The 22474-nt window shown below is 60.5% G+C and carries 19 protein-coding genes; 13 read left to right on the plus strand and 6 right to left on the minus strand.

Annotated elements, in window-relative coordinates; all coding sequences use genetic code 11:
• Window positions 1–67 precede the first annotated feature (67 nt).
• The 3 genes from BVK86_RS03640 to BVK86_RS03650 are packed head-to-tail and all read right to left on the minus strand — an operon-like array spanning window position 68 to window position 2276.
• Entirely contained in the window at window positions 68–1015 is a 948-nt protein-coding gene (locus BVK86_RS03640; RefSeq protein WP_075945131.1) for a FecR family protein, read from the minus strand.
• 38 nt (window positions 1016–1053) lie between these two features.
• The gene (locus tag BVK86_RS03645; protein ID WP_075945132.1) at window positions 1054–1599 is read right to left on the minus strand and encodes an RNA polymerase sigma factor; all 546 of its coding nucleotides are present in this window, start codon (window positions 1597–1599) and stop codon (window positions 1054–1056) included.
• On the minus strand, window positions 1596–2276 hold the full coding sequence (locus BVK86_RS03650; RefSeq protein ID WP_075945133.1) for a secretin and TonB N-terminal domain-containing protein: 681 nt from the start codon (window positions 2274–2276) through the stop codon (window positions 1596–1598). The genes BVK86_RS03645 and BVK86_RS03650 overlap by 4 nt, the downstream gene beginning before the upstream one ends.
• 193 nt (window positions 2277–2469) lie before the next feature.
• Between BVK86_RS03650 and BVK86_RS03655 the strand changes: the two genes are divergently transcribed.
• Window positions 2470–2787, plus strand: a complete 318-nt coding sequence (locus BVK86_RS03655) for a hypothetical protein (protein WP_075945134.1) — start codon at window positions 2470–2472, stop codon at window positions 2785–2787.
• Window positions 2788–2831: 44 nt separating this feature from the next.
• Here BVK86_RS03655 and BVK86_RS03660 read toward each other — a convergent pair whose 3' ends face one another.
• Window positions 2832–3272, minus strand: coding sequence for a carboxymuconolactone decarboxylase family protein (locus BVK86_RS03660; RefSeq protein ID WP_075945135.1), 441 nt, complete (start codon window positions 3270–3272; stop codon window positions 2832–2834).
• Between the two features lie 204 nt (window positions 3273–3476).
• Between BVK86_RS03660 and pdxR the strand changes: the two genes are divergently transcribed.
• From pdxR to BVK86_RS03685, 5 genes are all read left to right on the plus strand, one after another.
• Window positions 3477–4910: a MocR-like pyridoxine biosynthesis transcription factor PdxR gene (gene pdxR, locus BVK86_RS03665; RefSeq protein WP_075945136.1), complete on the plus strand. Its 1434-nt coding sequence runs from the start codon at window positions 3477–3479 to the stop codon at window positions 4908–4910.
• A gap of 124 nt (window positions 4911–5034) precedes the next feature.
• Window positions 5035–5328, plus strand: a complete 294-nt coding sequence (locus BVK86_RS03670; protein WP_075945137.1) for an antibiotic biosynthesis monooxygenase family protein — start codon at window positions 5035–5037, stop codon at window positions 5326–5328.
• Window positions 5329–5526: 198 nt separating this feature from the next.
• Window positions 5527–5946, plus strand: coding sequence for a cupin domain-containing protein (locus BVK86_RS03675; protein ID WP_075945138.1), 420 nt, complete (start codon window positions 5527–5529; stop codon window positions 5944–5946).
• A gap of 228 nt (window positions 5947–6174) precedes the next feature.
• Entirely contained in the window at window positions 6175–6885 is a 711-nt protein-coding gene (locus tag BVK86_RS03680) for an ATPase (protein WP_075945139.1), read from the plus strand.
• A 144-nt stretch (window positions 6886–7029) separates the two neighbouring features.
• Complete coding sequence (locus BVK86_RS03685) at window positions 7030–7605, plus strand: hypothetical protein (RefSeq protein WP_139315746.1); 576 nt, start codon at window positions 7030–7032, stop codon at window positions 7603–7605.
• A gap of 91 nt (window positions 7606–7696) precedes the next feature.
• Here the strand turns inward: BVK86_RS03685 and BVK86_RS03690 are convergent, their stop codons facing one another.
• Window positions 7697–12592, minus strand: a complete 4896-nt coding sequence (locus BVK86_RS03690; RefSeq protein ID WP_075945141.1) for an NAD-glutamate dehydrogenase — start codon at window positions 12590–12592, stop codon at window positions 7697–7699.
• A 508-nt stretch (window positions 12593–13100) separates the two neighbouring features.
• Between BVK86_RS03690 and BVK86_RS03695 the strand changes: the two genes are divergently transcribed.
• The 7 genes from BVK86_RS03695 to BVK86_RS03725 all read left to right on the plus strand — a co-directional run bounded on the left by BVK86_RS03695 (window position 13101) and on the right by BVK86_RS03725 (window position 20588).
• Complete coding sequence (locus BVK86_RS03695; RefSeq protein WP_075945142.1) at window positions 13101–13454, plus strand: hypothetical protein; 354 nt, start codon at window positions 13101–13103, stop codon at window positions 13452–13454.
• Window positions 13455–13742: 288 nt separating this feature from the next.
• Window positions 13743–14702 (plus strand): AAA family ATPase, encoded by a 960-nt coding sequence (locus BVK86_RS03700; RefSeq protein ID WP_003218556.1) that lies wholly within the window; start codon window positions 13743–13745, stop codon window positions 14700–14702.
• 5 nt (window positions 14703–14707) lie between these two features.
• Window positions 14708–15652, plus strand: coding sequence for a DUF58 domain-containing protein (locus BVK86_RS03705; protein WP_075945143.1), 945 nt, complete (start codon window positions 14708–14710; stop codon window positions 15650–15652).
• Window positions 15649–16143, plus strand: coding sequence for a DUF4381 domain-containing protein (locus BVK86_RS03710; RefSeq protein ID WP_075945144.1), 495 nt, complete (start codon window positions 15649–15651; stop codon window positions 16141–16143). Before BVK86_RS03705 ends, BVK86_RS03710 begins: the two co-directional genes overlap by 4 nt.
• Window positions 16136–17215, plus strand: a complete 1080-nt coding sequence (locus tag BVK86_RS03715) for a vWA domain-containing protein (protein ID WP_075945145.1) — start codon at window positions 16136–16138, stop codon at window positions 17213–17215. Before BVK86_RS03710 ends, BVK86_RS03715 begins: the two co-directional genes overlap by 8 nt.
• Window positions 17212–18951, plus strand: a complete 1740-nt coding sequence (locus BVK86_RS03720) for a tetratricopeptide repeat protein (RefSeq protein ID WP_075945146.1) — start codon at window positions 17212–17214, stop codon at window positions 18949–18951. The genes BVK86_RS03715 and BVK86_RS03720 overlap by 4 nt, the downstream gene beginning before the upstream one ends.
• Window positions 18948–20588 carry a BatD family protein gene (locus BVK86_RS03725; protein WP_075945147.1) on the plus strand — a complete coding sequence of 547 codons (1641 nt, stop codon included), beginning with the start codon at window positions 18948–18950 and terminating at the stop codon, window positions 20586–20588. The genes BVK86_RS03720 and BVK86_RS03725 overlap by 4 nt, the downstream gene beginning before the upstream one ends.
• A 10-nt stretch (window positions 20589–20598) precedes the next feature.
• On the opposite strand, the gene BVK86_RS03730 is transcribed toward BVK86_RS03725, so the two are convergent.
• Window positions 20599–22242, minus strand: coding sequence for an ABC-F family ATP-binding cassette domain-containing protein (locus BVK86_RS03730; protein ID WP_075945148.1), 1644 nt, complete (start codon window positions 22240–22242; stop codon window positions 20599–20601).
• Window positions 22243–22474 lie beyond the last annotated feature (232 nt).

The raw sequence follows: 22474 nt of genomic DNA on the forward strand, positions 1-22474 counted from the left end.
GTCACCGTTCATCGCTAGCCTGCTCGCGGTAGCGTCAGAACATTCAAGCCTCAACCAACGCCAGGCATTAGCTAAGCACCACCACCCCACCCGGCAACTCCGTGCACTTGACCCCATACGCATCACGAATCAACAACGCCACGCCCGCCAGCTGATCCAGGCTGAACCGCGCCTGCACCTTGCGTTTGCCCAGCTCGCTGTTGAGCAACAGCAACATGCCGGGACGGTAGCGGTTGATTTCATCGATTACCGACGCCAGCGTGGCGTCGTTGAACACCAGTATTTGCTGGCGCCAGGCAATCACCGCCGTGGTGTCGACCGATTGCGGCGTGCCGATCTGCCGGGTGTCGTAGGTCACCTGCTGACCCGTTTCCAAACGAACGCTGCGCCCCAGAGTTTCCAGTTGCAGCGCACCATCCAGGCACGTGACGCACACGCTCTGATTGATATTGCGCACGTTGAATCGCGCACGACTGGCGCTCAGCCAACCGCCCCCGGCCTGCACCTTGAGGGGTGTATCAGCCTGCGTCAGGACCTCAACTTCACCGCTGAGCAATTCGAGGCCCTGGCTGCCATCGGCGCCCTGCCGATGGTTGAGGCGCGTCTGGGTATTGAGCTCCAGGCTCACGTCGCCCGCCAGATCCAACCGGCGCTGCTCGCCGACTTCAGTGATGTAGTCCGCGCCCAATCCGGAGAATCCACCCGGCACTGTCCCACGAATAAGGAAAAACGCTGCCGAAGCCGCGATGGCGCCACCGAGAAACGCCCGCCGCCCGAAATGACGTGGCGCCTGCATTTGCTCGGCAGCCGGACGCAACTGGTGCCACAGCACCTTGGCCTGCTCGAATGCCTGGGCATGCTCAGGGCTTTGCGCGCACCATTCACGCAAGGCGTTGGCATCGGCAACAGTCGCCCGGCCGGAGGTCAACAGGACCAACCAACTCTGGGCTTCGCGGGTGAGCCGATCCTGAGGCTGGGCCTGGGCCTCAGGTGGCGAAATTCGAAAGATGTTCAAAGCGCGGGGATACTCACGGATTATTCGGGACTCTACTTTCAAGACGGTTTTCCCGCGCAGGGACCGAACCTCTGAATCACTTTTCTTTCCAGCCGTGCGGCGCAATGGCCTAAAGCGGCTTTGATTTCCTTCTCGACCATGCGTGTCGAAATGCCGAAACGCTGGGAAATTTCCAGGTGTGGCGCCTCTTCCAGGCGTGCGGCGATAAAGATTTTGCGTCGTCGCGCGGGCAACTCGTACAGGGCGCTGAGCAGCAACAGGATCTCTTTCTGCCCGCCGACCACCCGCGCCGGATCTAGCGCCTCATCGGACACCTGCAACAACTCTTCCACCTCACTGCCCGTCAACAAGCGGGCGTCCGACTGGCGGCGGTCGGCGGCGATGTTGAGCGCCATGCGATACAAATAGGCATTGGGCTGGGCGATGTCCGGCACGTCTTCCATGCGGTCGACCCGCAGGTAGGTTTCGTGCAGCACATCGTTGGCCAGATCCTCAGACCCCAGACGTCGACGCAGGCGCACCTTGAAGTCGTCATAGGAAGTCAGGAACAACCCGACCATCGATTTTTTTCCGGTGTCTTTCATCCCCCGGAAACTCCTTTCCCTTTTGAGCATTCCATGCGTTTTCCTGATGATTCCGGTAACAAAAGCAGCGTGACCGGCTGGCTCAGAGAGCTGGGTGCCGGGCGTTCGATATCCAGGTTACGCAAACTTTCCACCAGCGCGGCGTCGCGCTGGGCATCACCCGTCGAGCTGACCAGACGGCTGTGCTGAACCACACCATCGCGGCCGATCCACAGTTGCAGCAACGCGCGAAAACTGCCCGGCCGGATCAATGACGAGCGGCACAGGCTGCGTTCAATCGCACTTTGAATCGACGCCGCATAACTGCTGCCGGGCAGCGGCGAAGCCTTTTCCACATGGGCCGCAGCGGCAGGCACCGGCGCTACCGTTGCCTTTTGCAAGGTGAAGGCGTCGGCACGGGCGTACCGGGCCATCAATCCGCTGCCACTGAGCATCTGGCTCAGGGCATCCGTGGCGCTCAAGCGGCCCTTGACCGCAAGCGAACGTCGACCGCGGGTCAGTTGCCGATCCACCAACACAGCCATGCCGGTTGAACGACTGAACTGCTCAAGTGCGCCGGCCAGTTCCTGGGCCGGAATGTCCAGCTCCTGGGGTGTCGCGGCATCCAGCGGCCCGGCCGTCGCGACCGATGCGATCAAGCCGATCAGCAACGCCAGGCACACCTGGCGAATCTGCATCAACACAATCTGACGCGCGCCCCTGACTCTGCCTCGTTGCACGGCTGCCCTGCCCCTGAAAACCGTCATCCTGATCACTGTTTATGAATCTGGTGTGACGGCCAGTGCAAAAAAACCATCATGAGATAGCAAAACGCTATGCATTAGACTCAAGTGTATCCACAGCCCGTTCGGGCGGGACAGGAGGTCTTGAATGAACACGTTAATGAGCATCGCATCAGGCGTTTTGCTGATGAGCGCACTGACACTGGCGCAGGCCGAAGAGCCATTGGGGTGTGTTGACGTATCGGTGGGAGGCTACAAGGCGCCGGACTACAACTGCCTGAGCCAGCAGATGGGGAACAACCCGGAAGGCGCCGCCGCTGCACAAAAAAATCTGGAAGCCATGAACGTGCCGATTAACAAGCGTCCACCCAATCAAGTCGGTCTGGCAACTCCGGCAGCCACCAGCACACGCATGGGCAATACCTTCGGCACGTCGGTGAAACCACAGCGCCCGCCTGCGCCGTGAATGCTTCGCGGGCAAGCCCGCGTCCACAAGGGGGGGGATGCAGTTCAAACGCTGGGCGTCTGCCGAAAACTCACGGCCAGGCGATTCCAGCTGTTGATGGTGGTGACCGCCATGGTCAGGTCCACCAGTTCACCTTCACTGAACTGCGCCCGCGCCTGTTCATAGACGTCATCCGGCACATGGTTTTGCGAAAGCAGCGTCACGGCCTCGGTCCAGGCCAGGGCCGCGCGCTCGCGCGGGTTGAAGAAGTTGCTGTCGCGCCACACCACAATCGAATACAGGCGCCGGTCAGTCTCGCCCAGACGCCGGGCATCGACTGAGTGCATGTCTGTGCAGAACGCACAGCCATTGAGCTGCGAGGCGCGGATCTTGATCAGGTGCAGCAACGCCATTTCAATGCTCAGGCTGCTGGTCAACGCCTCCAGCGCGATCATTGCTTTCATCGCTTTGGGTGAAGCGCTGTAGTAATCCAGGCGGAGGGTCATGGCAAGCCTCGTGTCACGGTGATGAACCCTCAAGATAGTCGTTGATGCCAGCGCGTTACAGGTCCAATTCTGCGAAAAAACCGTGGACCGCCCGGCGCCAGACCAATTAGCGGTATTTGCGCCACGCAACTTCTGCATTCACACCGGATGAGGGTAATCTGGCGCCTCGCACACGCGCCTTAATTGCTCCGGAGCCTCGCCGGTATGGAACTACATGTTGTCATCAATGGCCGCAAGGACCTGGCGGGCCAGTTGTACAAGCAACTGCGCAACGCCATCGAGTCGGGACGCCTGGCAGCCGGGACACAACTTCCCCCCAGCCGCCTGTTGGCCGAGCAATTGGGTATATCTCGCAAGACGATTTCCGATACCTACGCGCAACTGACCTACGAGAACTTCCTCACCGGCGTGATCGGCAAGGGTACCTACGTCAATGCGCGGACCGCCAGAGTCGAGCGCAAGCAAAACCATACCGAGCTCGCGGGTTTCGAAGTGATCGAGTCCTGGCGCACCCTGCCGGTGTTTCTGCGCCACCCGACGCTGGAAGGCTCGCTGCGTTACGACTTTATCGGCGGCGCCACCAGCAAGGGCCAGTTCCCACAGGATGACTGGCGGCGCTGCACGTCCCACGCCTTACGGCAGATGGCAGGGTCCAAGGGCTTCTACAGCCTGCCCGAAGGCCTGCCGGCGTTGCGTAATGCCATCGCACGACACATCGCGTTCTCCCGTGGGGTCAATTGTCAGGACGACGACGTAGTGGTGTGCAATGGCGCGCAACAGGCGCTGGATCTGATTTCCCGGGTGCTGACCCGTCCCGGCAGCATCGTGGCCATGGAAGACCCCGGTTATCCGCCCGCGCGCCTGCTGTTCGGCACCCACGGCGCCACGGTGGTAGGCGTGCCGGTGGATGCCGAAGGTATTCAGGTGGACAAGATCCCCCTCGGCACCCGGCTGATTTACGTCACCCCCTCGCACCAGTTTCCGCTGGGCATGCCCATGAGCCAGGCGCGGCGGGTTGCGTTGCTGGCCAAGGCCCATGAGTTGGGGGCGATCATCATCGAGGACGACTATGACAGCGAATTTCGCTATGAAGGCCGTCCCACGGACTCGCTGCAAAGCATGGATGAGCGCGGAATCGTCGCCTACGTCGGGACGTTCTCGAAAACCCTGTTGCCGGAGCTGCGCCTCGGATACGCGGTCCTGCCGCCAGCCATCCACGAAGCCGTGGTGCGCGCCAAGCAACTGACCGACCTGCACACCTCCACCCTGCCCCAATGGGCACTGGCGAAATTCATTGCTGAAGGCTGTTTGCTCAAGCATATCCGCCGTTGCCACACGATCTATGCCGGCAGACGGGAGCGCATCCTCTCGCGCATGGCCGGCGACCTGTCACCGTGGCTTGAAGCGATCCCGAGCACCGCGGGTTTTCACATGGCGGTCATGTGCAAAGCGCCAATTGATATTGCCCTGGTCATCGAACTCGCGAAAAAAGTCGAAGTGGGGCTGTATTCCATCGAGAGCTTTTTCTACCAGCGAACGCCTCAGGCCGGCTTTCTCATGGGCTTCGGCGCCATCGAAACCCTGGACATCGACACGGCGCTGGATCGGCTGAGGGACATTTTGCAGCAAGTCGCCTGATGGATTGGTCTGCGGCTTTATCAGGCGATTGGCTATTGGATGTCCGGGGGTGCAGGCCTATTCTGCGTAGACGTTATCCCTCAATGAGCAGGATTCGTCCGGCCTGATTCAGGAGTGTGAGCCAATGTCCTACAAAGTGATCAATACCGTTAAGGTGCAGGCCGTCGCCGGCCGCTCGGAAGAACTGGGTAAGCAACTGCAAAAGATTGTCGACACCCTGCGCGAACTACCGGGCTGTGACTCCTATATGGTCGACCGCTGCCCTGAGGACAGTAACCGCTGGACCGTCAGTGCCCACTGGCAATCGGAATCGGCCATGCAGTCGCATTTCCACAGCCCGCAGGTACAAGGCTTCATCGATCTGATCGACTGCCAGCTGGCTAACGCCGTCGACTTCAACAGCTTTCCGATCCGCTAGAAAACCCGTTAAAGATCGCAGCCTTTGGTCGTTCCCGCAGGGTATGGGTACCCCTGCGGAAATCACCGGAGGCTGCGATCTTTTTAGCGTCCGCTTGCGCAATTGGTCCCCTGATCTTCCCGAATATTGGTGGTTCTATTGCCACACGCCGCGCACTAGATTGGTTCCACACCACTCATCCAACGCAGGTGATGAACCATGAACGTTTTGCGCTACTGTGCCGCTCCCCTTGTTGCCCTGGCCCTGACCGTCTCCTCTTCGGCATTCGCACATGATGCTGGCGACCCTTCGGAAAAGGTCACGGTCTTGCAAGACCAAATGCTGAAAAACGTACCCGGGAAAAAGGCTCTAATGATCGAGGTGGACTATGAGCCAGGCCAATCGTCCATTGCCCACAAACACGACGGTACCGCCATGGCATACGTCCTCTCTGGGTCTATTACTTCTCAGGTAAAAGGCGAGAAGGCAGTGACGTACAAGGCAGGCGAATATTGGTACGAAGCGGCTGGCTCCGAACACTTGGTGTCAAAAAACGCCAGCGCCACCGAGCCCGCAAAGTTGCTGGTATTCATGGTGTTGTCGCCTGATGAAAAAATATTGGTCCCGCTGAAAAACTGATCGCTGAAGCGACAGCCATAAATAAATACGCCCGAATCCATCATTCGGGCGTTTTTATTTCTCAAGGCAATTAACCTGACTTCTTTACACCAAACAAAACTATTGGTCACCTGTTAACTGCAATGATTGGCTGTTTCATTTTTCTCTTCGCGGTTTAGTCTGAAGACATTGCCGGTGCTTCCGGCAACTCCAACTTTCCTGCTGATGTTGTTTCACTGGAGAAACACAATGAAACTTGCACTTGTCAGTACGTTAACGCTGGCTGCTTTCATGACTGGCTGCTCGGTTCCCACGGCGCCTTCGGCGGTTTCCTCGCTGGACGGAATCTTCACCGAACCGGTGGGCCGCAGCAGCGCGACGCGCATTCCCAACGGCAGCGATGTTTCCCTGGGCGTCGTGTACAACCACAATACCCAGGCCAACCGCGCCTACTTGCAGGAATACCAGGCCAATGCCGGCACCGGCTTCGGCCAGAGCCTGCTGGTGCAGGAAATCCATGACGCTTACGTCGCCACCTCAAAACCCGACCTCGCCGTGGATTGGGTCAAAGCCTCGCTGCAACGTCAGTTCGGTTCGGTAACGGTGTACCCGGACATGCAAAGCCTCAAGGCCGCCAAACCGGATGTCGTTGCGATCATCGACAGTCGCAGTCAATTGATCACCTCACGCAGCTCGGACGTGGAGTCCAAAGTCAGTGCCGATTTCTATGACAGCCAGTTCAACTATATCGGTACGGCACAAGGTCGTGACGCCAAAGCGCTCAGCCCTGTATGGGCCGACTTCAAGCGCAGCGAGGAGATCGTGGCAGACATCAACGAACAGCAAAACGTGCAAGTAAGGGCCTTGCAGAAGTTTGACCAGTCGCTCAATAAATTACTGACCAGACCGACAACTAACCTCTCAATGACCGACACAACACCAGAGCAGAAACTGTATTAAGCCAGCGACAAAATTTGTGAGTAAACCCAAACCAGGACAGGAAGGGTTTGCTCACAATTAATCAAAACCATGACATTTGAATAACGGTATCTTCAGATCCGCGCTACAGCGCCAACAACCGTTTTTACTGACAAGGACGTCTTCATGACTAAAGACCAGGAAAGATCCTTCATTGCCCGTATTACGTGCAATGGAAGCAACATGACATTTTTTGACCAGATATTGAGCGCAGGTCATTTTGAACCTGGCGGACGCAGATCGCCGATCCCGCCAAATATTGTGACTACCTTTGAAGGCTATGATCCTGCAAGCGGCACAATGCGCCCTGTCGGCGGCAGAAAACGCACGGCCATGGTCATCCACTTCAGGTGTTATGACGACTACTACAACCTGCAGATTCTGAGCGAAGCGTACTATCAGAAGTACTTCAGCAAGGGCGACCAAGGTGTGCTTGGCGCTTATCCGGCGGCCGGCGGTGATACCACCTCATTCAATTTGCTGGACAGCCATCAGCAAATCATCACGCTGGACGATTTGAGCAGCGACCAGGCGACCGTTCACTTGAAAGCCCGCAACGCCGCCATTATCAAAAAAGAAATCTGGCGCGATCCGGCGTACAGCACTTGCTTCACCGACAAGTCTGGAGACATCGCCACGTTCAAGCTGGATATTCTGGAAAGGAAGGTCTCGTCACCCGCAGGCTCCACCCCCTACAGCTGAGTGTCATCCATGGGCCGGCGTATTGTCTTGCCCCTCGAATGAAAAAAAACCCCGCATCTTTCAATGCGGGGCTTTTTCATTCAACGCTTACTTAAGCCAGCTCAAGCTCGGCATTGGCCGTGGCAGGTGCCACCACCGCTTGCCCGCTCAACGCCAGGTCCAACAGTTCACGGTTGGCCACCGCGTACATGGCGTAATCCGTGCCGCTGGCAGCACGGATTTCCACCAGCATGGCACGCCAGCGCTCAATCATGCTTTCGCTCTGCGCCATCCAAAGCGACAGGCGTGCTTCCACGTCCTGAGTGCCGTCGCCTTGTTGCAGGACCGAGATGGTGATCGCACGTTGCTGCCAGTCCACATCATCACGGAACGCTTCACGGGCCAGGGCCTGCCAGTTGTTTTCAACCGGCAGCGCGCTGATCTGTTGCATGTACCAGGTGATGTCCAGCGCACTGCCCACGGCAAAGTAAGCCTTGGCCACTTCAGCCGGATCCTGGCCAGTCACGTCGGACGCCTCGATGATCGGCAGCAGGGTGTACAGGTGCGAAGTGCCAGCCACCATACGCGCCAGCAACTCCGGCACACCGGCTTCGACGTAGGCCTGATAACGGGTCTGCCAGGTTTCGCGGATTTCGCCGCTGAGCAGCTCGTCGAGCTTCAGACCCAACTCCTTCAGATGCGGACCGAAATGAGCAACGTCACGGGCAGCGTTCTGCTCGTTGCGACGGGCACGCAGGAACCAGCGCGTAGCGCGTCGGCCCAGACGCATCAGTTCGTCCATCAGCTCCAGTTGCACATCAGCGGAGACCTGGTAATCCAGGGCTTCGATCTGACGGAACCAGTGCGGGAGATGGAAAATGTCGCGCACGATCACATAAGCGCCCGCCACGTTCGCCGGACTCATGCCGGTCGACTCTTTGAGTCGCTGAACGAAAGTGATGCCCATATGGTTCACCAGATCGTTGGCGATCTGAGTGCTGACGATTTCACGCTTCAGACGGTGACGGCGCATGGCTTGGGAGAACTTGCTCACCAGGGTCGGCGGGAAAGCGGTTTCCATGTCGCGGGTCAGGTAGTCGTCGTCCGGCACCAGGGAGCCCAGCAGCTGCTCCTTGAGGTCGATCTTGCTGTAGGAGATCAACACCGACAACTCGGCACGGGTCAGGCCATGGCCTTCGGCGATGCGTTCGTTGAGGGCTTCTTCCGACGGCAGGAACTCGATGGCGCGATCCAGCTTGCCGCGGCCTTCCAGGTCGTTCATCAGACGCTTGTATTCGGCAATTCGCGGCAAGGCGCGACGGGCTGCCAGGGACAGCGCCTGAGTCTGCTTGTAGTTGTTGCCCAGCACCAGACCACCGACTTCGTCGGTCATGCTCGCCAGCAACTGGTTGCGTTGCTTGTCGGTCATGTCGCCGGCCTGAACCACTTCGTTCAGCAGGATCTTGATGTTCACTTCGTGGTCGGAGCAGTCCACGCCACCGGCGTTGTCGATGAAGTCGGTGTTGGAACCGCCGCCATTGAGACCGAATTCCACACGACCCAATTGGGTCATGCCGAGGTTACCGCCCTCGCCCACGACTTTGCAGCGCAGTTCATTGCCGTTCACGCGCAGTGCGTCGTTGGCCTTGTCGCCGACATCCGCGTGGCTTTCGCTGCTGGCCTTGACGTAAGTCCCGATACCGCCGTTCCACAACAGATCCACCGGCGCCTTGAGCAAGGCGTTCAGCAGTTCGGTCGGGGTCAGTTTGTCAGCCTTGATGTCGAAGCGTTCCTGCATCTGCGGGGAGATCGCGATGCTCTTCGCGCTGCGCGAGAAGATACCGCCACCTTCGGACATGATGCTGGTGTCGTAATCCGACCAGGCCGAACGCGGCAGGTCGAACAGACGCTGACGCTCGACGAAGCTGGTCGCCGGGTTCGGGTTCGGGTCGATGAAGATGTGCAGGTGGTTGAACGCAGCAACCAGTTGCAGCTTGTCGGACATCAGCAAGCCGTTACCGAACACGTCACCCGCCATGTCGCCGACGCCCACGACCGTGATGCTGTCTTCCTGGACATTGATCCCGCGTTCGCGGAAGTGGCGCTGTACGCCAACCCACGCGCCCTTGGCGGTGATGCCCATTTTCTTGTGGTCGTAACCGGCCGAACCACCGGACGCGAACGCGTCACCCAGCCAGAAGCCGTAGTCGATGGCGATACCGTTGGCGATGTCGGAGAAGGTTGCAGTGCCCTTGTCCGCCGCGACCACCAGGTACGGGTCATCGTCGTCATGACGCACGACATTGGCCGGCGGTACCAGTGCGCCGTCTTTCAGGTTGTCGGTGATGTCCAACAGACCCGAAATGAAGATGCGGTAGCACGCAATGCCTTCGGCCGCGATCTCGTCGCGGCTGCCGCCCAGTGGCAGGCGACGCGGCAGGAAGCCGCCCTTCGCGCCGACCGGCACAATGACCGAGTTCTTCACCTGTTGGGCTTTTACCAGGCCGAGGACTTCGGTACGGAAGTCTTCCTCACGGTCGGACCAGCGCAGACCACCACGGGCAACGTTACCGAAGCGCAGGTGCACGCCTTCAACCCGTGGCGAGTAGACGAAAATCTCGAACTTCGGCACTGGCTTCGGCAGTTCAGGGATCAAGTGCGGGTTGAACTTGAAGCTGAAGTAAGACTTGTTATGGCCGTTGGCATCGGTCTGATAGAAGTTGGTCCGCAGGGTCGCCTTGATCAGGTCAAGGTAGCGACGCAGGATGCGGTCTTCGTTCAACACCTGAACGTCGTCCAGCGCCGTCAGGATCGCGTGCTCCAGGCGTTGTTGCTTATCGTCCAGATCATCGCCGGTCAGCTTGCGCGCCAGGTAGAAACGGGTCTTGAACAACCGGGTCAGTTCGCGAGCGATGTCGGTGTGGTTGTTCAGGGTGCTGGCGATATAGCCGAGGTCGAAGCCCAGGCGAATCTGCTTCAGGTAGCGGGCGTAGGCACGCAGCAGCGCCACGTCACGCCATGGCAGGCCGGCGGTCAGCACCAGTCGGTTGAACGCATCGTTCTCGGCATCGCCACGGACGATGTGGACGAACGCGTCCTGCAGGGTGTCGTTGAGTTGCTGGATGTCCAGGTCCAGGCCTTCGGCCGCGGTAAACGCGAAGTCATGAATCCAGAACTCGCGGCCGTTGGTGTGACGCAGGCGGTACGGGAATTCACCCAGGACGCGCAGGCCGAGGTTTTCCAGGATCGGCAACACGTCGGACAATGCCAGCGGAGTATCGGCGTGGTACAGCTTGCAATGCAGCTCACGTTGACCGGACACCTGGCCCAGCGGCTGGTAGAAGCTCATGACCAGCGGATTTTTCTCGCTGAGGTTCAGCAGGTGCTGCATGTCGACCACAGCCGAGTGGGCTGCGAAACGTTCGCGGTAACCCGCCGGGAAGCCTTTCGGGAAGTCGGCCAGCACGTTGGTGCCATGGGCTTCGCCGAAGGTCTCGACGGTCAGCGCGGAGTAATCGTCCTGCCAGCTGCGGCAAGCCTGGATCACTTCGTTTTCCAGCTGCTGCGGGTCGATGTCGATGCGGTTTTTCGGGTCAACGCGCAGGATCAGTTGCACGCGGGCCAGCACGGACTCGGAGAAGAAGGTCCAGAACTCGCAGTCCGACGCTTTCAGGCGATCCATCAGCACTTGCTGGATCTTCTGGCGCACTTCGGTGGAGTAGATGTCACGCGGCACATAGGCCAGGCAGTAGCAGAAGCGGCCGTACGGGTCTTTGCGCAGGAACACGCGGATCTTGTTGCGTTCCTGGATCTGCACGATCGACATCACGGTGCTGAACAGCTCGTCCACCGGCGTCTGGAACAGATCGTCGCGTGGCAGCACTTCAACCACCTGCGCCAACTCTTTGCCCAAGTGAGCCTTGGCCTGGAAGCCAGAGCGGCGTTCGATTTCCTCGACCTTGCGGCGGATGTATGGGATGACCCGCACGCTCTCGCCATACACCGAGGAGGTGTACAGGCCCATGAAACGGCATTCTTTGATGACATTGCCGTCGGCGTCGATTTCACGGATCGACACGTAGTCCGGGTAAGCCGGACGGTGTACACGGCTTGGGTGTGCGGCCTTGGCGAACGACAGCAGGGTCGGTTCGCGCAGGTAGTTCACGGCGTAGTCTTCGATGCGCAGATCATCGTAGGTCAGGCCGGCGCGCAGCAATTTGGTCAGGCCGAGGAAAGAGTCCTGATCGTAAACAATGTGGCCGCCATCGGCTTCATCGCGAACAACAAATTCTTCGTAGCCCAGGAAGGTGAAATGGTTGCCCACCAGCCATTCCAGGAAGCTTTTGATTTCAGCCTTTTCGTCGCCATCGACGACGAACTTGCTGCTGTCCAGGTTGTTGAGGATTTCCTGGACCTTGGCTTTCATCGGCTCAAAATCGGCCACCGCAACGCGCACTTCACCGAGCACTTGCTCCAGTTCTTTAGACAGCACGTTCAATTCAGCGGTGTTGGCGCAACGGTCGATTTCCAGGTACATCAACGACTCTTGCAGCACGTCGTCGCCCTGAGTGCCTTTTGGCAGGATTTCCAGCAACTCGCCCTTGCTGCCGCGACGCACGCTCAGCACGGTGGTCTGCAGGGTGTGGATGCTGTAGCCGCGACGGTTCAGCTCGGTGCGCACCGAGTCCACCAAAAATGGCAGGTCGTGGTGCAGCACTTCGACCGCGGTGTGGGTCGACTGCCAGCCGTGGCGTTCGTAATCGGGGTTGTAGACGCGCACTTGCGGTTGCGCGTGATCGAAGCGCTCAAGCAGGCGCCACGCAGAAAGGGTACAGCCAGCGAGGTCGGACAAACGACGCTGGGTCAGTTCGTCCAGGGAAATGATGCCGAAGAATTGTTCAGCGAACAGCGCCACTTGTGGCAGTGCCTGTTCACTGATGTGCTGCGCCAGTGCCGCTTGCAGTTGGTGCTGGAAGTCGGCTTTGCTGGCTGCGGTGAAGAACGCCATCTGTGGTACTCCGCTTGGGCTTGTTATTGATGGAAGCGTCGCGTGCAAAAACCCCTGTTCGGGGCAACCCGTCACCCTGTTCCTGATTCTCGGGCAGAGGAAACAGGGTGACAGGTGGGTGAAGCTGGACGAGACACTCGGGTCACATTCACCTTCCGTGAATGGGCATCTGCAAAAACGACTGGGCTGCGTGCAGCGCAATGTCTTTACGGGTGCTCATCCGTTGCGCAGCTTAACGAGTGCGGCAAGGCCCGTGCTTGCGGTGCTGCGACATATTCGGTCAACGGTACGCAGCTTCAGGCTCGCGCATCGAACAACACTAGCATCCGCACAGAAAAATGACGGATTTCCGTCCGGTTTTACGGGACATGCGTACCGGAAATGACCAGCAACACTTCCCTCGTTCCCGACACATCCTCTGACACTCGGACGAGCATAAATGCGCGTGGGCTGGCAGAATCGCCATTTGTTCGCCCTTTACAACGCTCGCCGAGCCAGGAAATCCCCCATGCAAATGACCACCGCCCTCTTGATCGTCAACCCGCGCGACGACGAGGAAGACAACATGGCCATGCTCTGCTGCCACAGCGACAAGGGCGAAATGTTCCTGATGAGCCGCTATCCGGACGAGGACGAGCTGGAAATCACCCTGGACGGCGAGCCTTCGACCCTCGACGGTGTGAAGGTCACACTGAGCGCCACCCTGCTCAAAATTGAAATTGCGGCGGCGGATGCCGATGCGCTGAATGGGGATGATGTGCTGGAGATCACTCACAGCACGGATGCGAGCGATCTGGCGGAAGTGGAGGAGACACTGAAGAACATCCTTGATGGCACCGGGACCTTCATCAGCCAGATTTGAGGGCACTGAACCGGCCCCATCGCTGGCAAGCCAGCTCCTACAGTGGCTCATGTGTTGCACAGATTGCATGCACGCCGCCTTTACCTGTAGGAGCTGGCCTGCCAGCGATGAGGCCCTGCCAGCCATCCCAAGACTCGCGCCCCGCAAAAATCCAACAATCCCCAACCATTTCCCGCACTTTCCACAAAATGCCGTTAGTCGCCGCCCCCCGCGATGGATTAAAGTAACGCCCCCAGCCCTGGCGTATTAATCACGACCTCGGCCATCCATTTCCAGGAACAGTCATCGATGGAACATCGTGAAGCGCTGCTGGCGCTGCGAACCTTTCTTTCAACGCAGATTCTCGGCCAGGAAAAACTCATCGAGCGCTTGCTCATCGCCTTGCTTGCCGACGGCCACATGCTGGTCGAAGGCGCGCCGGGCCTGGCCAAGACCAAGGCCATCAAAGAGTTGGCCGAAGGCATCGAGGCTCAGTTCCATCGCATCCAGTTCACCCCTGACCTGTTGCCTGCAGACATCACCGGTACGGAAATCTATCGCCCGGAAACCGGCAGTTTCGTCTTCCAGCAAGGCCCGATCTTCCACAACCTGGTGCTGGCGGACGAAATCAACCGCGCGCCGGCCAAGGTTCAGTCGGCGTTGCTCGAAGCCATGGCCGAGCGCCAGGTCAGTGTCGGGCGCAGTACGTACGAGCTGTCGCCATTGTTTTTGGTGATGGCCACGCAAAACCCCATCGAGCAGGAAGGCACCTATCCGCTGCCCGAGGCGCAGCTCGACCGTTTCCTGATGCACGTGAAAATCGGCTTCCCGGACGCCGCCGTCGAACGCCGCATCCTGCAACAGGCCCGTGGCGAAGCGCTCAATGGTGAAACCAAGCCCGAACGCCGGGTCAGCCAGCAGGCAATTTTCGCCGCTCGCAAGGAAATCCTCGGTTTGTACATGGCCGATGCCGTGGAGGAATACCTGGTGCAACTGGTCATGGCCACCCGCACCCCGGCCAAATTCGACCCGGAGATGGCCGAGTGGATCGCCTATGGCGCCAGCCCTCGCGGTTCGATTGCCCTCGACCGCTGTGCCCGCGCCCACGCCTGGCTCGCCGGTCGCGACTTCGTCAGCCCGGAAGACATTCAGGCGGTGCTGTTCGACGTGTTGCGTCACCGCATCATTCTGTCCTTTGAAGCCGAAGCCGCTGGCATCGATCAGGACCGGGTGGTCCAGCGGATCCTCGACGTCGTAGCTGTCGCTTGAGTCCGATGAACGCCCTTCTGCCGCCCGAACCGGGCATCCGCATCACGCTCGCCGAGATGATCGAGATGCGCCATCGCGTGCGCGAAGTGCAGCTGTTTTCCACGCCGAGCCAACGCAGCCCGCTGATCGGCCTGCACCACTCCAAACTGCGCGGGCGCGGGGTGGATTTCGATCAGGTGCGGGTCTATCAGGCCGGCGACGATGTGCGCACTATCGACTGGCGCGTGACCGCACGGACCCAGGAGCCGCACACCAAACTGTTCCATGAAGAACGTGAGCGGCCGATTTTCATCATGGTCGAGCAAAGCCGTCGACTGTTTTTCGGCTCGGGGCTGATGTTCAAATCAGTGCTCGCCGCCCAGGCGGCAGCGCTGATCGGCTGGGCCGCACTGGGCCACAATGATCGGGTCGGCGGACTGGTGTTCGGCGACAACGAGCACTACGAAATCAAACCTCGACGTAGCAAACAAAGCCTGCTGCAACTGCTCAATCGTTTGGTACGGGTCAATCAGTCGTTGCACACCGAAAGCGAGCCGGATCGCGACGCCTTCGGCATTGCCTTGCGCCGCGCCCGCGAGGTATTGCGCCCGGGCAGCCTGGCAATCGTGATTTGCGATGAGCGCGCCCTGTCGGAAAGCGCCGAACAACAGCTGAGCCTGTTGTCGCGGCATTGCGATCTGTTGCTGCTGCCACTGTCCGACCCGCTGGACCATGCCCTGCCCGCTGCCGGGCTGCTGCGCTTCGCCGAACGCGGTGCGCAACTGGAACTCGACACGCTGAACTTCGACCTGCGCCAGACGTACCGCGCCCAGGCCGAAGCCCGCATTGCCCGCTGGGAGCTGCTCGCGCAAAAGCTGCGGGTATTGCTGATGCCCTTGAGTACCCAAAGCGAAATGGTGGAACAACTGCGCGAATACTTGAACCCGCAGAAGCCAGGTAAAGGCCGATGAACGGTCTCGATCAACTGCAACCGCTGATTTCCCCACCCCCGATCGGATTCTGGCCTCCCGCGCCGGGCTGGTGGCTCCTGCTGTTGTTGCTGCCGATCATAGGCTTCGCCATCTGGAAGCTGCGGCGCTTCATTCCCAACAAGCGCCCTGTCGTGCGCGCCGAACAACCACTGGACCCGGTACGCGTCGCCGCCCTGGCCGAACTGGCGCTGATGCCCAAGCCGTACGACGGCGCGCCGGCCGGCGCCTGGTTGCAGCAACTCAATGGCCTGCTCAAACGCCTGTGCCGCAATCACTACCCCTACAGCCAGAGTCATACCCTCAACGGCCGCAAATGGCTGGCATTCCTCGACAACCGCTGCCCGGCAGCCGGCCTGACCCGCTGGATGGTGCTGGTTGAAGGCGCCTACAAGCCTGAATGCAAGCTTGACGACAAGGCCATCGCGGGCCTGACCCAGGCGGTCGAGACCTGGATTCGCAAACATGTTTGAGTTCGCCTGGCCGTGGATCTTTGCCCTGCTGCCCTTGCCGTGGCTGATGCGCATCGTGCTGCCGGTCGCCGACAGCGGCGAACCGGCGCTCAAAGTCAGCTTCCTCAGCGACCTCGAAGGCCTGGCCGGGCGCCGGGCCCGGGCCAATCTGCCGGCCTGGCGCCAACAGGCACCGTTCCTGCTGTTGTGGCTGATGCTGCTGACCGCCGCCGCGCGCCCGCAATGGCTGGGTGACCCGCTGCCGATTGCCGCCAGTGGCCGGGACCTGTTGGTGGCTGTCGACGTCTCCGGCTCCATGGACTACCCCGACATGCAATGGCAGGACGAGGACGTCAGCCGCCTGACGTTGGTCCAGCATTTGCTCGGGGACTTCCTCGAAAGCCGCGAAGGCGACCGGGTTGGCCTGATCCTGTTCGGCAGCCAGGCTTACCTGCAAGCACCGCTGACCTTCGACCGGCACACCGTACGCGTCTGGCTGGACGAAGCGCGCATCGGCATTGCCGGCAAAAACACCGCCATCGGCGACGCCATCGGCCTGGCCCTCAAACGCCTGCGCCAGCGCCCGGCGCAAAGTCGCGTGCTGATCCTGGTCACGGACGGTGCCAACAACGGCGGCGAGATCGATCCGCTGACGGCGGCGCGACTGGCGGCCAAGGAAGGGGTGAAAATTTACCCGATCGGCATCGGCGCCGACCCGGAACAAAGCGGCACCTTGGGTTTTCTCGGCATCAACCCGAGCCTTGACCTGGACGAACCTTCCCTCATGGCAATCGCTGAAGCCACCGGTGGCCAGTATTTCCGGGCACGTGATGGCAAGGAACTGCAAGCCGTCAAGGACACCCTCGATCAGCTGGAACCCGTGACCCAGCAACCGACCCAGGCTCGCCCGGCCCAGGCGTTGTATCACTGGCCACTGGCGATCGCGCTGTTGCTGAGCATGTTGCTGGTGGCACGCGAACTGTGGCCGGACAACGCGCTGCAGCGCCTGTTCACCAAGGATCTGTTTTTGCAAACGCAACTGCCTGACTGGCGCCAGCGTCTCAGACGTTTGCGTCTGCGGAGGCGCCGATGAGCGCGCTCTGGCCGTATTGGTTCCGACCTTGGTGGCTGCTGTTGTTGCCGCTGCTTGGCTGGTTGCTCTGGCAACTCTGGCACCGGCAGAAACGCGCCGGGCGCTGGCAGATGATCCTGCCGCCGGCCTTTCACGCCGCGCTGCTCAGCGGCGGCAATGGCCGCAACAGCAAACTGCCATGGATCGCGCTGGGCGTGGCATGGCTGCTGACCATTTTCGCCTTGGTCGGACCCAGCTGGTCGCGGGTCGAACAACTCAGTCAGAAACCGGCCGACCCGCTGGTGGTCATCCTTGAGCTGACCCCGGAAATGCTCGCGACCGACGTTCAGCCCAACCGCCTGGAACAAGCCAGGCGCAAGCTCTTCGACCTGCTGCACTACCGAAGCGACGCGCAGACCGCCATTGTGGTGTATGCCGGCAGTGCGCATACGCTGGTGCCGCTGTCGGACGACCTGTCGACCAGCCGCAACTTGCTCGATGCGCTCAAGCCGTCGCTGATGCCGGAGCCCGGCCATCGCGCCGATCTGGCAGTGATCAAGGCCTTGGCATTGCTGGATCAGGCTGCGCTGGGTGACGGCCGGATCCTGCTCATCGGCTCATCCCTCTCGGAGGCTGAACGCCAAGGCATTCAGCGCGCACTGAGCGGCAAATCAACGCAGTGGCTGATGATCGGCATCGGCACCGCCGAAGGCGCGCCGATCACTCAGGAGGACGGCAGTTTCCTCAAGGACGAACAAGGCGCCATTCTGGTGCCGCATCTGGATGAGCCCGCACTGAAAGCGTTTGCCAGTGATCTGGACGGACGCTATCGCCATGCGCGTTTGAGCGACTCGGATCTGCGGGCTCTGGGTTTGCTCGACGGCCCACGCAACCTGCGCAACGACGGCCAGACCGTGCGCCTGGACACCTGGGCCGATCAGGGTTACTGGCTGCTGTTGCCGCTGTTGCTGCTGGCGGCCTGCGCCGGTCGGCGTGGCTGGTTGTTGTGCCTGCCGCTGTTGCTGGCACTGCCGCAACCCGGTTATGCCTTCGAGCTCCAGGACCTGTGGCTGCGCCCCGACCAGCAGGGCCTGCACCTGCTCAAGCAAAAACGCCCGGCCGAGGCTGCGCGGCACTTTGAAGATCATCAGTGGCAAGGCGTGGCCCTCTATGAGGCCGGTGATTACACTGGAGCTGCCCAGCGCTTCGCCGAAGGCGACGACGCCCACGCCCACTACAATCGTGGCAACGCCCTGGCTAAAAGCGGTGAACTGGAGGCGGCACTGGATGCTTACGAACAGGCCCTTGAGCGCCAGCCGGATTTGCGTCCGGCACTGACCAACAAGGCCTTGGTGGAAAGTCTGCTCAAGCAGAAGGCAGCCCCGCCCGCAGCCGAACCGGACAAGGCACCCGACGAAACGCCCCAGGCCAACGAACAGGAAACACCGCCCGTCGCTCCGGCCCAGCCGTCGAGCAACGGCGAACCGAAAACCGCTGACCCTCAGGCCAGCGCCGAAACGGAACAACCGTCAACCACGCCACCGCGTCCCGGCGCCAACGAAGTCCCAGGCAGCGAACTGGGTGATGAACAACACACCACGCCGCCCATGCGCCCAGCCAGCGACAGCATCGAAGGCGAGCAGCAACAGGCGCTGGAGCAATGGCTGCGGCAGATCCCGGATGACCCGGGAGAATTGCTCAGGCGCAAATTCTGGTACGAACAGCAACAACATCAGGATCAGGGAAAAACTCGATGACCCGCTTCACGGCTTTCATGATCGCCTTGCTGCTCTGCACTTCGCAGGTCCAGGCAGCCGAGCTGGTAGCCAGTGTCGATCGCGCACGCCTGAACTCCGGCGAGACGGTCGAGCTGACGCTGGAATCCAACGATGTCACCCAGTTCGGCAAACCCGACCTCACGCCGCTGGAGCCGCTGTTCGAAGTCCGCGGCACGCGCCAGGTCAACCAATTGAACACCCTCAATGGTGACAACCGCGCGACCACCCGCTGGATCGTTACCCTGCTGCCGTTGCAGAACGGCAGTGTGGAAATCCCGTCATTGAAGTTGGGGGATGCGCAGAGCCAGCCGATTACCGTGCAAGTGGTCGAGAGCGAAACCCAGAACAACCCGAACAAACAGGCTCCGGTGTTCATCGACGCCACTCTTGATCAAACCAGCGTCTACGTGCAGGCCCAGGCGATCCTGACCTTGCGTATCTACCATTCGGTGTCGCTGTACGACGACAGCAGCTTGCCGCCGTTGCAGATTCCCGATGCGCGCATCGAACAGCTGGGCGAGTCGCGCACCTACGAAAAAGACATCAACGGCGTGCGCCACGGCGTGATTGAAATGCGCTACGCGATCTATCCGCAGCACAGCGGTGAACTGATCATTCCGGGGCAAATCTTCAACGCCGCCCTGGTGGATGCGCAACCCACCCAGGACTCGACGGCGACGTCGCCGAAGTCCGGCAAACTGATGCGCGTCAGCTCCGGTGAAATCCTGCTGACGGTCAAGGCCAAACCCATCACCTACCCCGCCGACCTGCCGTGGTTGCCAGCGCGCAGCCTGACCCTGAGTGAAAGCTGGAACCCGGAGCCGGAACACGTTCAGGTCGGTGACTCGCTGACCCGTAGCCTGACGGTGAAAGCCGAAGGCCTGGCAAGCTCGCAACTGCCGCCCCTGCCGGGCACCGAGGTCAACGGCCTGCGCCGTTACCCGGATCAACCGGTGCTGGGCAACCAGAACAGCGAGCGCGGTCTGATCGGCAGTCGCGAAGACCGCGAAGCGCTGGTTCCGTCGCGAAGCGGTTCGATCGAATTGCCGTCGGTTGAAGTGGTGTGGTGGAACACCTTTGAAGATCACCTGGAACACACCAGCCTGCCCGCCCGCACCCTGCACGTGGCGGCCAATCCAAGCCTGATGGTCGACACGCCGGCTGGCACCACCTCGGCCAATGCCGGCGTCGACAGCGAAACCCTCTGGCGCTGGAAACTCAGCACCCTGATTCTGGCCTGCACCACTTTGATCGGCTTTGGCCTGTGGTGGCGAGCCCGCTGGCAACCGGCAATCCTGCGCGCCGCGCAAACCGGCCCGAGCCCGCGCACCGTGCTCGACGACCTCAAGCGCGCCTGCCAGGCCAACGACCCCCACGCCACCCGCCAGGCCCTCGACGCCTGGGCCCGACAACAACCGGAAACCCTGGCCGACATGGCCGCCCGTTTCGTCCCGCTGTCCGATGCCCTCGACGGCCTGAACGGCGCGCTCTACAGTGAAACCGGCCAGCACTGGCAGGGTGAAGAGCTATGGCGGGTGATTCGCACCCTTCCGATCGCCGAACGAGTCCACGACCCGGTGGGCGACAGTGGTTTGCCGCCGCTTTATCCCAAGTAAACACCCGTTTTTATGGCAGAAAGCTTTTGTGGCGAGGGAGCTCGCTCCCTCGCCACAGGTTCGCGGTGCGATCATTGCCGAGATGGAATTCAGTATCCAGATGTATCGCCTGTAAAAAAGCACTGTCGTGGGAGACTACGATCAACGCCCCGGTGTATTGGTCGAGCATCTGCTCGAGGGCGATTTTACTGGGCAAATCCAAATGATTGTCCGGCTCATCCAGCAACAGCAGTTGCGGTGGTCGCAACGCATACAACTCGGCGGCCAGGGCAATTTTCAGGCGCTCTCCTCCGCTCAACTGGCAGGTTTTGAGCATCACTCGATCCGCATCGATCCCCATCTGCGCCAACCGCGTCCGTGCCTCGGCTTCGGGCAACTGCGGGTTACTTTCGTAAAGCCATTGCACCGCCGTGCGTTGCGGATGCTGCAGCCCGGCGTGTTGATCCAGCCAGCCGACATGACAACTGCGCACCACGTCCCCCGCACGCGCTGGAAGCTGCCCGGCGATGACCTGCAACAGAGTCGACTTGCCGCTGCCGTTGGCGCCCAGAATAGCCATGCGCATAGGGCCCGTCAGCGTCAGGTTGATTGGCTGCGCATGGCCGAAAGGCAGAACGACATTGATCAACTGCACGATCAGCTTGCCACTTGGCACCGAACACTCCGGTGACAGCATCACACGCTGGATGTCCGGCGCACAGCGCGCCCGGGCCTCAGCGATACGTTGCTGTTGTTGTTCGCGGGCCACCTGTTGATTGAGGCGCAGCTTGCCCTGACTGTTTTCGCTGCGTTCTTTTTGCGCATTGGTAATCAGTTTGGTCTGGTTGCCGTCACGCCCCTGGCGGTCGCCCCGCGCATTGCGCCGTTGCTGACGCTCCATCTGCACGACCATCTCGCGTTGTTCGCGTCTGGCCTGTGCCCGCTCGCCTTGCAGGGCCGACTGGAACGCCTGCTGTTCCTGCTCGCGCGCTGCCGAATAATGACTGTAGTTGCCGCCATACACCGCCAGCCCGAGGGGCGAAAGCTCGACAATTTCGTCGACATGCTCCAGCAAGCTGCGGTCATGGCTGATCAGGATCAAGCCATTGGGCCAGCGCTCGATCTGCTGCGCGAGCTTGTGTTGCTGATCGATATCCAGATGGTTGCTCGGCTCATCCAGAATCAACCAGTCGGCCCTCGATAACCACGCCCCCATCAGCGCCACCCGTTGCCGCTCGCCACCACTGAGGGTGTCGGTGCGCGCGTCGGCATTCAAATGACCCAGACCGATTTGCTGCAGTTGCGCCTCAAGGCGGGTGGCGCAATCCCATTGGTCGACCGCCAGGGCATGGTCGTCTTCGTCGACACTGCCCTGGGCAATGCGCGCCAGCGCCGCCAGGATTTGATCGACGCCGGCCAGCGCGGCGACGGTGGGATAGCGCTCGGGATCAAGCAATTGCGCCACCCCGTAAACCCGCCCTTCCCGGCGGACAATGCCACCGGTGGGCCATTGCTCGCCCGTGAGAAGCCGGCCGAGCAAGGACTTGCCACACCCATTGGCACCCACGATGCCGGTGGCACTGGTGATGAACGTGTGGTTCGAGTGTTCGAACAACACGCGCCCGTCGGGCAGGTTGAAAGACACCTGATCAAGTTGCAGTAACCGTTGAGTCATGACGCTTCCTTGAATAATCGACCGAGGGCCAATTTACGTCGACTACGTGCCCCCCTTGCTCCCTTTGCCAAGCTTGAAATATCGCAGTCACGAATCTTCCCACACTGAATATGCGCATTACCTGTATGAACTATCGTAGACAGCGTTTTTGCTTTCTACATTCCACGCCTTTTCCCAGTAAACTCTCTCCCCTTTCGCCGCCGTTATCTTTCCTCGCGGCCATCACCTTTTT

The organism is Pseudomonas reinekei, from assembly GCF_001945365.1.
Taxonomy (GTDB): domain Bacteria; phylum Pseudomonadota; class Gammaproteobacteria; order Pseudomonadales; family Pseudomonadaceae; genus Aquipseudomonas; species Aquipseudomonas reinekei.